The organism is Paragemmobacter kunshanensis (assembly GCF_011059185.1).
Classification (GTDB): Bacteria; Pseudomonadota; Alphaproteobacteria; order Rhodobacterales; family Rhodobacteraceae; genus Paragemmobacter; species Paragemmobacter kunshanensis.
In genome coordinates, this window is record NZ_JAALFE010000023.1 from 39,091 (window position 1) to 50,371 (window position 11,281).

9 protein-coding genes and 1 tRNA gene are annotated in these 11,281 nt (G+C 63.6%); 4 read left to right on the forward strand and 6 right to left on the reverse strand.

Annotation, left to right across the window (positions count from 1 at the left end; all coding sequences use genetic code 11):
- Positions 1–34 precede the first annotated feature (34 nt).
- Entirely contained in the window at positions 35–1,864 is a 1,830-nt protein-coding gene (locus G5V65_RS18145; RefSeq protein WP_165052963.1) for an enoyl-CoA hydratase-related protein, read from the forward strand.
- Here G5V65_RS18145 and G5V65_RS18150 read toward each other — a convergent pair.
- Entirely contained in the window at positions 1,861–2,076 is a 216-nt protein-coding gene (locus G5V65_RS18150) for a hypothetical protein (protein ID WP_165052965.1), read from the reverse strand. The two genes, G5V65_RS18145 and G5V65_RS18150, sit on opposite strands and share 4 nt — an antisense overlap.
- 161 nt (positions 2,077–2,237) lie before the next feature.
- Between G5V65_RS18150 and G5V65_RS18155 the strand changes: the two genes are divergently transcribed.
- Positions 2,238–2,492 carry a DUF2312 domain-containing protein gene (locus G5V65_RS18155; RefSeq protein WP_165052967.1) on the forward strand — a complete coding sequence of 85 codons (255 nt, stop codon included), beginning with the start codon at positions 2,238–2,240 and terminating at the stop codon, positions 2,490–2,492.
- A 40-nt stretch (positions 2,493–2,532) separates the two neighbouring features.
- Here the strand turns inward: G5V65_RS18155 and G5V65_RS18160 are convergent, their stop codons facing one another.
- The gene (locus tag G5V65_RS18160; RefSeq protein ID WP_165052969.1) at positions 2,533–3,408 is read right to left on the reverse strand and encodes a hypothetical protein; all 876 of its coding nucleotides are present in this window, start codon (positions 3,406–3,408) and stop codon (positions 2,533–2,535) included.
- 89 nt (positions 3,409–3,497) lie between these two features.
- Between G5V65_RS18160 and G5V65_RS18165 the strand changes: the two genes are divergently transcribed.
- On the forward strand, positions 3,498–5,156 hold the full coding sequence (locus tag G5V65_RS18165; protein ID WP_165052989.1) for an ABC transporter permease: 1,659 nt from the start codon (positions 3,498–3,500) through the stop codon (positions 5,154–5,156).
- Between the two features lie 54 nt (positions 5,157–5,210).
- Positions 5,211–5,286: transfer RNA gene (locus tag G5V65_RS18170), tRNA-Thr, on the forward strand.
- Positions 5,287–5,552: 266 nt separating this feature from the next.
- Here G5V65_RS18170 and G5V65_RS18175 read toward each other — a convergent pair.
- The 4 genes from G5V65_RS18175 to G5V65_RS18190 all read right to left on the reverse strand — a co-directional run.
- Positions 5,553–8,942, reverse strand: coding sequence for a DEAD/DEAH box helicase family protein (locus G5V65_RS18175; protein WP_165052971.1), 3,390 nt, complete (start codon positions 8,940–8,942; stop codon positions 5,553–5,555).
- Entirely contained in the window at positions 8,939–9,493 is a 555-nt protein-coding gene (locus tag G5V65_RS18180) for a hypothetical protein (protein ID WP_165052973.1), read from the reverse strand. The genes G5V65_RS18175 and G5V65_RS18180 overlap by 4 nt, the downstream gene beginning before the upstream one ends.
- A gap of 83 nt (positions 9,494–9,576) precedes the next feature.
- Positions 9,577–9,924: a hypothetical protein gene (locus G5V65_RS18185; protein ID WP_206526868.1), complete on the reverse strand. Its 348-nt coding sequence runs from the start codon at positions 9,922–9,924 to the stop codon at positions 9,577–9,579.
- 155 nt (positions 9,925–10,079) lie between these two features.
- On the reverse strand, positions 10,080–11,281 hold a 1,202-nt coding region (locus tag G5V65_RS18190), incomplete at its 5' end, for a restriction endonuclease subunit S (RefSeq protein WP_165052977.1).

The window sequence follows — 11,281 nt, forward strand, 5'->3', positions numbered from 1 at the left end:
AATGGAGACAAACGGTGGCGGAGCGCGGCGCGGCATGACGGACGGAGCGGGGCAAGGGTTGACCCTGGGGCGGATCGGCCCCGTTCTGGAGATTGTCCTGCAGGCCCCGCTGTCGCGGGGTTTCGGTCCTGATCTGTGCCGCGCGCTGTCCGGGGCGCTGGATCTTGCGGAAACGACCGGGTGCCGGGCCGTGCTTCTGCGCGCGGGCGATGCAGCCGAGGCCGGGCCGGAAGCGGCGGAGGACGGGCCAGAGGGGCCGGTGCCGGCCCTGGGGCCGCTTTGCCAGCGGATCGAGATGCTTGGCTGTCCGGTGATCATGCTTCTTGACAAGGTGGTAGGTGGCGATGCGGCGCAGCTTTCGCTGGCGGTGCATCTGCGGCTGGCTGCGGAAGGGGTGACTTGGGCCTTGCCAGCGGTGCGGGTGGGATTGGCGCCGGGGGCGGGTGCGACGCAGCGGTTGCCGCGGCTTGTGGGGGCTGGGTTTGCGCTGGATCTGATGCTGTCGGGGCGGGCGATCGGCGCGGCAGAGGGGCTTGCCGCCGGACTGTTCGACAGGATGCCGGGAGAGGATCCCGTGGCAGGGGCGCGGGCCATTGCCGCGGAGGCGGCAGGTCGGCCGGGTCTGAGCGGGGGCGCGGTATGGCAGCGGGTCTGCGATCTGCGGTCCGGGCTGCGGGATGTGACGGCCTATCGCGGGGCGGTGGATGCCGCACGGCAGCGCCTGCGGGGCGCGCGTCTGCCGGCGCCGGGGCGGATCGTGGATTGCGTCGAGGCGGCGCTGCTGCTGCCCTTTGAACAGGGCCTGGCCTTTGAGGGGGCCGTGATCGAGGATCTTCTCGCCACCGCGGAATCGCAGGGCCTGCGCCATGCCGCGCGGGTGGAGCGGGCGGCGATGCGCCTGCCGCGGCAGGTGGCGGGCCTGACTGTGCCGGTTCCGTCGCGTCTGGCGATATGGGGGGCGCGGGGCGATGCAACGCTGGTTGCGATGGCCGCGCTGGAGGCGGGGATGACGGTGCTTCTGGCGGATCCGGCGCGCGAGGATCTGATCGCCGCGCTGGAGCGGATCGCCGCGCGGCAGGAGGCGGCGGTTCAGGCGGGGCGTCTTGCGCCGGAAGCGCGGGATGCGGATTGGGCGCGGCTGATCCCGCTGGTTGGCCCTGCGCGACTGGGCGAGGGAGAGGTGATCGTGACGACGCGCCCGGATCTGGCGCTGAAGGCCCCGCGCAGCGTGCTGGCCCTCGGCGTGCCCGCGCTGCCGGGGGCGGTGAGCCTGTCGGTGGTGCCGCCGCCGGGTGGGGCTGGCGGAACGCTGGCCGAGATGGGGCTGACGGGGGAAACCATCGCCCCCCAGCGTGCCGCGCATGCGGTGGCCTTTGTTCGGCGGCTGGGCTGGTCGGTGGTGCCGGTCGGCGCTGGCGGGCCGGTGGCGGTGGTGCTGGCCACGGCTTTGGCCGAGGCGGTGTCGCATCTGGAAGGGCGCGGCGTGCCGCGGGCGGTGATTGCGCAGGCGCTGGCGCTGGCGGGGATCGCGGGCGAGGGGCGGGCAGGCCAGCCGCGGGCCACGGAAGAGGCGGTGGCGCGGCGCTGTCTGGGCGCGCTGGCCAATGCCGGGGCGCGGCTGATCGAGGCGGGCACGGCGCGCGACAGTGCAACTGTCGATGCCGTGGCCATCGGGGCGGGCATCATGGCGCGCTGGACTGGCGGGCCGATGCTGCAGGCGGACCGGCGGGGGCTGATCGTGTTGCGCCGCGATCTGCGGGTCTGGGCCGCCGAGGCGCCGGACCTGTTCAGCCCGGCCCCCTTGTTCGACCGGCTGATCGCCGAGGGGCGGCCCCTGGCGGCAGATGCCGCGCGGGCCGCCTAGCCGAGGATGATCCCGATCACCACGGCCATGAGGCCCAGCGCGGAAATCGCCAGCGCGCCGAGGTTGATGGCCACCACCTGTTGCAGGCGCGCCTTCATCTGATCGTCGGGCAGGCCGGACTTGCGCGCCCGCACGGCCAGCACGACGCACCAGCCAAGGCCCAGGATGCCCAGCATCGACAGCGCCGCGCCGCCCCAGATCAGATAATCCATTCCCGCCACCCGCTTCTTCCCGTCCGGCCATCGTCCTAGCTTGGCAGGCGGACAGGGGCAAGGCGGGCGATGCTGTCGTGGTGCCGTCAGCATCGGCTTGAACCCGGGGCGAAAGCCGGGGTAGGGAGGGGCGAGGCAATCTTTCATTTCACGAGGGCAGGATGAGCGACCCGACCGACGCCTATAACGTCACCGCCGATGAACTGCGTCAGTTCATCGAGCGCTATGAGCAGCTTGAGGCGGAAAAGAAGGATGTGACCGAGCAGCAGAAAGAGCTGATGGCCGAGGCCAAGGGGCGCGGCTATGACACCAAGGTGCTGCGCAAGGTCGTGGCGCTGCGCAAGCGCAAGCCCGACGAGATCGCCGAGGAAGAGGCGGTGCTGGAGATGTACAAGGCCGCGCTCGGGATGAACTGAGCCCGGCCTTGCGCCGGGCGCGCGGCCTTTTTCGGCCCGATCAGGGATCGAGGAAGGTCACGCCCGGCGTGGCGCGGATGCGTGCGATGTCGTTGCGATAGTTTTCCTCGAGCCGGTCGACGAGGTCTTCGTCCCAGCCGGGAAGATCGAGTTCCATGTCGATCTGGTCGGTCAGGGCGAACTTGTCGAGGAAGGCCGAAACGATGCGCCGTCTCTGGGTGACGCTGGCGGGGGGATTGGCCGAGAGATAGGCCCGCATCCGTTCGATCCCGTCTGGCGACATGAGTTCCACCAGAAGCTGATCCGTATCCTCGAGCAGGGTGCCGGGGGAATGGCCGGAGACGGCTTGAAGCACTTCCGGCCAGATCAGCGGCGTATCCTCGTCGCACCAGATGGTGAGATTGGCGTCGGGGTTCAGGGTGCGCACTTCCTCGACCAGGCGGAACCAGCTGATATCCATCGGATCGGCACCGCCCATCGCCTCTTCGAAGGATTTGCCGTTCAGGCGGGAATGCAGCGCGGGCAGGAAGCTGGCCGGGCTGCGGATCGCCATGTGGAATTCGGCCTCGATCTCGGGGAAGATCTGGGTGAAGGCGCGGATGCGTTCGGCCGCGGCAGGATAGAGCCTGCGCGAGCGGATCACCCATTGCGGATAGCTGAGGAAGTTGTCCCAGGACAGGATCAGGCGATCTGCGCGCTCTTCCTCCATGATCTGGTCAAGGACGACGGCCTGGGTGTCGCGGCTGGCGGCGCGGCCCTTGAGCGTGACCGCCGTGTCGCGCAGGAGCGAGCGATAGCGCGTCGGCGGCGGCACGACGATGCCCTGCGCGCCGAGGATGTCGCGGTTTTTCCATAGACAACGGATCAGCCGCTCATCATCCGTGCAATGGGCGCCGAGGTGGTAAACGATACGCATGGGGACTGAACTGCTTCCTGTCGTCTTTGGGGGCAGACTATACGCCCTTTCTGGACAGGGAAACCGCTTTCCGCTATGCGCCGCACATGATGACCAAGCAGGACAGTCGGGTTTCGCAGTCTTGGCCCCGGTTCAGGCCGGATGTCTGGACAGTGGGCGCGGTGCTGATCGCGGCGGTCGTTCTTGCGCCGATGCTGTCGGTGGTCTGGATCGCCTTTCACCCGACCGAGAACATCTGGCCGCATCTGGCATCGACGGTGCTGCCCCGCTATTTCGGAACCACGCTCTATCTGATGGCCGGGGTCGGGCTGCTGACGGCGGTGACAGGCACGGTGACGGCCTGGCTGGTGGCGATGTACCGCTTTCCGGGGGTGCGCTGGCTGGATTATGCGCTGCTCTTTCCGCTGGCCATTCCGGCCTATGTGGGGGCCTATGCGCTTGTGGATTTCCTGCAATATGCCGGGCCCGTGCAGGGCATGCTGCGGGCGATGATGGGCTGGGAAAGCGCGCGGGACTACTGGTTTCCCGAGGTGCGATCCGAGGAGATGGCGATCCTGGTGCTGGCTTCGGTCCTTTATCCCTATGTCTATCTGCTGGCGCGGGCGGCCTTTCGGGAAAGTTCGGGCTGCGCCTATGAGGTGGCGCGGGCGCTGGGGGCGGGGCCCTGGGGGCTGTTCCTGCGGGTGGGCCTGCCACTGGCGCGGCCGGCCATCGCGACGGGGGTGGCGCTGGCGCTGATGGAGACGGTGGCCGATTTCGGGACGGTGACCTATTTCGGGGTGCAGACCCTGACGACGGGGGTCTTTTCCACCTGGCTGAACGGCAACAATGCCGGGGGCGCGGCGCAGATCGCCGGGGTGATCCTGATGCTGATCCTGCTTCTGGTGGCGCTGGAACGGGTGGGGCGGCGCAATGCGCGGTTCTACCGGATGGGCCGGTCGGCCCGCCCGGTGGAGCGGGCGCAGTTGCAGGGGGCAAGGGCCTGGGCCGCGACGGGGCTGTGCCTGTTTCCCTTTCTGATGGGGTTCGGCCTGCCGGTGGGCGTGATGCTGCATCACGCCTTGGCCAATCCGGAGGTCTGGCTGGCGCCGGGCCTGATCGCGGCGATGGGCAATACGCTGACGGTGGGCGGGGTGGCCGCGCTTCTGACGGTGGGGGCGGCGGTGTTTCTGGTCTATGCCGTGCGGATGGCGGGGCGGGGTGTCGCGCGGGTGGTGCTGCCCCTGACGACGCTGGGCTATGCCGCGCCGGGGGCGGTGCTGGCGGTGGGGCTGCTGATCCCGCTGGCCGCGCTGGACAACCGCCTGGCCGATGCCGTGCTTGCGCTGACGGGGCATGATCCGGGCCTCTTGATGACGGGCACGGCGGGGGCGATCATCCTGGCCTATGGGGTGCGGTTCTTCGGGATTGCGCAGGGGGCGGTCGACGCGGCCTTCGGGCGCATCTCGCCCAACCTACCGATGGCGGCGCGGTCGCTTGGCCGGGATGCGGGCGGCACGCTGACGGCGGTCTATCTGCCGCTGATGCGGGGATCGGTGGCCACGGCCATGCTGGTGGTCTTTGTCGATTGCGTGAAGGAACTGCCGGCGACGCTGCTGTTGCGGCCGTTCAACTTCAACACATTGTCGACGCGGGTCTATGAGCTTGCCAGCCTTGAGAGGTTGGGCGAAGCCTCGCCCGCCGCGCTGGTGGTGATTGCTGTGGGGCTTTGCGCCGTGGCCCTTCTGGCGCGGGCAAACCGGGCCTGAGCCGCGGCGCGGACTTGCGCGGCTGCGGGAAACGGGCTATTTCGCGCGGGACGTGCCTCTATAGCTCAGCTGGTAGAGCACCTGATTTGTAATCAGGGGGTCGGGGGTTCGAGCCCCTCTGGGGGCACCAATAAAAACAACAACCTAGGCCGAGTTTGTTGTTTCGTTCGTGAGATAAAGCGAGACAGATCTTGCATATATCTTGCACGAGTTGAGGCAGAACGTTTCCCTTGGAGCATGACCCCGCCTTTCGGCAAAGTAGCGAGATCGCCTGCTTGCATGTCAGCGCGAGAGTGTGATTAACGCGCGTAGGCAAGGCTATTCGCAGATCTTTGGATCGATTTCTGGCTGTTTTGGGCTACCGTCTGCATCTTCTGATCGGTTTCGGTACACTTTTCACGCAACCGCCTTTCTGCGGAGATCATCTACCGTAGCGATGATCCGTTGAATGTCTGCCTCCGGAAAAATACCTGAGATGCCAAGGTCGCTAAGGTCAGTGTAAGGGCTTTCGTAGAACCGAGCCGGATCTACTACACCCTGTTCGGTGAGGTGATTTATAAGCAAGTCGAGAAATTCTTTCTGTGCGCTTGTTGGTGTCTTTCCTTCTGTAAGTGCACTGAAGGCCTCCTTGGCGGCCTTCCGGTCAAGACCAACCAATGAACGCAAGAATAGTCCGAGACCGCCAGCTTGCGCGATCTCCTGAGCTCCATCGGACACGGGCACGCCTTCGGCATCAAACATCTTTTCCAGTTCGGCCAGATCCATCGGGGTGAGTTGCTCGGCGCGCCGAACCTTCTGCAAGGCGATGTGGTCTCTGTGCTTTTCAAGGAAGCGGCGCACCTTTGTGGTGAAGCGGGCTTTGTCGATGCCGGTGCCAATGGCTTCGACGGTGACCTCTGTGCCTGCCCCAATCTCGTCGGTGAAGTCGGTGTAGACGATCTTGCGCTCAACCGGCTCGATCAGCTTGACCAGATCGCGCAGCGAGCGGCGCACGCGTTCGAGGTCCTCTGCTAAGGTGTCCTGCCAGAACTCGTCGGTCTGCACTTCAAGGATCAGCGGCAAGTGGTTCTTGACCAGCGGCACGTTTGCCAGCGCCTCAAGGTCCGATGCCACTTGCCTGATCCTGTTTGAATACTGGATGAAGGTGGCGTCCTGCTGCAGCAGACGGAGCATCGCGCCCAGTACGAGAAGGTCGAACTGCTTTGCAGCGAGGTCGTCGTCTTGGAAGGCGCTGGGCAGGCCGGAGACCTTGGTCGTCAGGTCTAGACGATCCTCGATGCCAAGGCTGTCCCACACGTCGCGCTTCTGGAACCGTTCAACCGTGCGCCTTTGCTGCCGGACGAGGAAGTTCTCGACTGACATGCCCGCCACCTCTTCATACAGTCGGTCACGCAGGGTGGTGGTCAGGTCCGCATGGTCTTCCTTGCCCGCCAGCTCGGCGATCAACTCGACGCGGGTGTTGAATAGCCTCGCGCCGATGGGCAGGCCTATCGTGGGTTCGACGCGGTCGGGGTTCTGGTTGAAAAATTCGAAGTTCTGGCAGAAGTCGAAAATCTGGAAGCTTTCCTTGTCCTGCCCGACGCCGAAAAGGTCTGGGCGCAGGCGGGTGCCGCGACCGATCATTTGCCAGAACTTGGTCTTCGAGCGGACGATCTTGAAGAAGACGAGGTTTACCACCTCCGGCACGTCGATGCCGGTGTCGAGCATGTCGACCGAAACGGCGATGTACGGGGCCTTTTCGGCTTCCGAGAAGTCGTCGATCAGGCTTTGGGCATAGACCACGCTGTAGTCGATCAGGCGGGCGAACTGGCCCGCGTGATGCGGGTAGTTCGCGTCGAACCGCTCGACGATGAACTGGGCGTGCTTGCTGTTCTTGGCGAAGATGATCGTCTTGCCAAGCCGGTCTCCGCCAGCCACCTTGATGCCGTGGGTCATCAGGTATTCGAGGACCTTGTCGACAGTATCCTCGTTGAATAGCCACTTGTTCAGGTCATTGGCGTCGACGCGGTCAGGAACCTCGCCGTCTTCGTTCCACTCCAGTGCGTCCCACTCGGATTTCTCTTCCTCGGACAGCTGGTCATAGGTGATCCCTTCGCGCTGGAACTTCAGCGGCACCGATACCACGCGCGGCGGGACGAGGTAGCCATCGGCCACGGCGTCGTCGAGGTCGTAGGCATCGGTCGGGACGCCGCGTTCAAGCTGGAAGAGCGAATATGTGTCGCGGTCGATCTCGTCCCGCGGAGTGGCGGTCAGACCTACGAGCAGGCTGTCGAAGTAGTCGAATATCGCGCGGTATTTGCGGTAGACCGAGCGGTGCGCCTCGTCGATCACGATCAGGTCGAAATGGCCCGCGCTGAAGCGTTTGGTGCCGTCCTTCACCTCGTCGATCAGGCCCATCATGGTAGGATAGGTCGACAGGCACACGCGCGCGGCGCTGTGGTCGTTCTTCTTCGGATCGTGCTTCTCCAGCAGGTTGGCGCTTGGGGCCGTGGGAAGGTGCCTCTTGAACGCGCCGTGGGCCTGTTTCACCAATGCCACGCGGTCGGCGAGGAAGAGGACGCGCTTGCACCAGTTCGCCCGCATCAGCTGGTCTATCAGCGCAATGACGGTGCGTGTCTTGCCCGATCCGGTGGCCATAACCAGCAGCGCCTTGCGCTGGCGGTCCTTCTCGAACGCCTCGCCCACGCGGCGTATGGCGCGGGCTTGGTAGAAGCGGCCTGCGATGTCTTCGTCGACGTCGACCGTTTCCAGAGGCTTGCGGCTGGCGCGGCGCTGGTGGAGGAGCTGCAGTTCGTCCTTCTTGTAGAAGCCGGACACGGGGCGCGGCGGGTACATCGCGTCATCCCAGAGCCAATGCTCGTAGCCGTTGGTGCAGAAGATCACGGGGCGGCGGCCAAAGGCCTTTTCCAGACAGTCAGCGTAAAGCTTCGCCTGCTGCTGGCCAACCAGCGCGTCCTTGCGGGTGCGCTTGGCCTCGACCACCGCCAAGGGCAGGCCGTCATCGCCCCAGAGGACGTAATCGACGAAACCCCTACCTTCCGCGTTCGGCATGCCGTGCACTTCGAACTCGCGGTCGCGGGCGTCGGTCAGGGGCCAGCCAGCCTCAGCCAGCAAGAGGTCAATGAAGGCGTCGCGGGTGGCGGCTTCGTTGTAGTCGTGGGTGTCGGGGGCGGCTTGGTTCGCCTTGCGGATGGCCGCGATTTCGGCGCGCAGGGCGGCCAGTTCCGCCTCGACCGCTGCGCGCCCCTCTTCGGTGGCGCGGCGCGCCTCCTCGGCCTGTTTGGCGGCTTTTACGGCTAGGTCGTGGTCTTCCTTCAGCTTCCTGATCTGGTCGACCGTGGAAGCGCTGATCGTCAGCGTCTTTTGCAGCTTGGCGGGGTCAAAGGCTATGCCCGCGTCAGGCTTGGCCCCTTTGGCATAGGTGCGGGCGATCCAGTAGCAGATGTGGTGCAGTTCCTTCAGCACCGCCAAGGCTGAGGCGGTGGTTACGGGCTTCATGTCATGGACGGCGCGGTTGCCGGTGTCCTTGACGAACCGCGCTTTGGTGACGATGGCGGGGCCAGCGAGGGCCGTCAGGCTGGGTTCGGCGATCAGGGCGGCGAGGGTCGTCTCGTAGGGCCGTTTCAGCAGCGGTTCACGTTGGTAGAGCCATGTGAGGCCGACTTCGAGCGCGAGCCTTGCGTAGAAGCACGCGCCACGCGGGTCAGACAAAGCGGAGGCCTCGGCCCGCTGGGCCGGATCGGCGAGGTCTTTAAATTCGGCGCGCAGAAATGCGAACTGGGTCATATCGACCGCGTGACGAGGTCCATCACCGAGGCGTTTGACATGATGAACTGTACGGCTTGCGAGAAATCGCCCTCTTCTTCGTTCCCCAAGTTCATCGCCATCTGAAACAGTAGCTGGTCAAGATCGAAGACGTTCTCGAAATCTACCATCGAAACGACCTCATGCGATCCCAGATCGTAGGCGAGGAACTTCAAGTGCGTCTGACTGGACGCATCGGCGACCAGTTTCAGCGTGCCGAACTGGAAGGGGTTCAGGAAAGTCTCAACATAGGTTTCTTGTGGCGTCCCTGCAGCGATCTGCCAGACGACATAGGCAACGATGCCGTGCGGAGTGCTGACGATCCCCTTATGGGCAATCAGGGTCATGGGCTGAACGTGCGCAAGACCTTTGGCGTGCGGCGGTTCCTCCCTAAAGAAGACGACAACCTCGTCGCCAACGTCGGCGTCAAAGGTCACTCGATAGAAACCACACCCGTAAGTCCGCATCTCTCTGGGCAGGGGCGGGAGCGCGAAGTCCTTGATGCCGTGACGCCACTGGTTATCAATGATCATTAATGTACACCCTTGATGCAATCAGACCAAATGTTACGCGAAGACTAAACCAGAACAAGCCTTGCGATGCGCAGCTTCGAATTTTACCGAAGTTCAGGAAATTCGCTCCGGAAGGCTTCCTTGGCCGCCTCCCATTTTTCTAAACCGTCCGGTGACAGCGACCAGCTGCAGGCGACCGTATTCATCACGTTGTAGCCGACAGCCTTCAGCCCGTCGCAAAGCAGCTTTTCCATTGCACCGACCTGATTGCGTAGCGGGGTATGCTTTAACATCAGTGCGGCACGGTCAGCGCCGTCATGCGCGACCTGATCGTAGATCGGCCCGTGTGCAATCAGATCGAAGCTGTTGCAATCTTCGGGACGGATGTCGCGTTTCAGCAGGTGTTTTCGCAGGGCGTTTTGGGTGGTCTGGAACCCCAGATGCTGACCCATGCGTGTGTATGGCGCGGTTGCATGGGGGCTGGAGTTGTCGCCGGTTCGCCCAACGTAGAGCAGCGTGTTATCTCCGGCGTCTACACGCCAAACATAGAGCCAGAAACCTCGGCGCAGCATTGGACCTGGCAGAGTTAACTTATGGATAGGGGCGGTCACAGTTCACCTCGGAAAGCTCGATGCTGTAACGATCCGAATAGCTGGTCGAAAGCCATAGCCTGCCTCTCGGCAACAAGGGTCTGATTTGCCACTTCGTTTCGGCGGTCCAAGAACTTCTGCTGCTCTGCCAGCGGCAGAATTGGGACTTCGAAGTCTTCTATCTGGGCTTTGGTGATCGCTTGGCGTGTTGCACCAGCCTCTGCAATTCGAAGAAGCTCGGATTTTGATTTTGGCAACAGGAGAAAAGCCTCCAAGAACTCAGGCACCACGATCCTATTGGGGCGAATGATCGCCACGTGCTGATTTACCCGCGCCCCACTTAGTTCAGGAGGAGCTATACAGACCCGCGCGACGGATGCTCCGGTGATGTTCAGAAGAACGTCACGCCCCTGCACGATCACATTCTTCAGGCCGTCGGCCTGTGCGTCGTCAAGGAACGCTAAGCCCTTCCTGTCAAAAAAGCCGTCCCGCACGTTCATGCTTCGGATAAGGGGGACCCCCTGTTCCTTGTATGCACTGTCACCACCGCGAGGCGTGGCACCGCTTCCAATCTTGACGCAAACCTCCCCGAGTTTTTGTCGTTCAGCCGACGCTTGGTCATCCCCAAACATCTCCTGAAAGATCGCCTGCCCGAGGGCGTTGAGGCGGTCGAGGGCGCGGGCGCGGAGACGGCGCAGCGCGTCCGCCTGATCAAGGATCGCCGCGATGCGCTTTTGCTCCTCCAAGGGGGGGAGGGGGATAGTCATCTGCTTCAGGTGGCTTGGCCCAAAGTTCAACTGGGCGCTACCTGTGACTAGCCGACTGATCTGCGTCCGAAAGGATGCTGACTGAAACCAATGCCTCAGGAATGCCAGATCGGATACATCGGTCTTGGCCTTAAAGCGTATCGTGCTTGTGTTCATGCACAGCGGAAGGTGTTGTTCGTGAACAAATGCAACCTTAGTGCGCAGAAAGCCGTCCTCGTCGAAGGATATGCCGCTGCTCGCGATCACCAAATCGCCCGCATCCACTGCGAAATGTCTATACTTACGATCAAACTCTTCGACGGACAGATGCCTATCAGTCCTTGAAAGATCGATGGTACCGTTCGGTAAAATGTTGCCCACGTTCAGCACCTTTATCCCACATTCTCCAAGTAAGTCGCTGATTTCGCTGTCGTAATCGTGATATTTCGCATATAAATCATGGCGTTGACGGC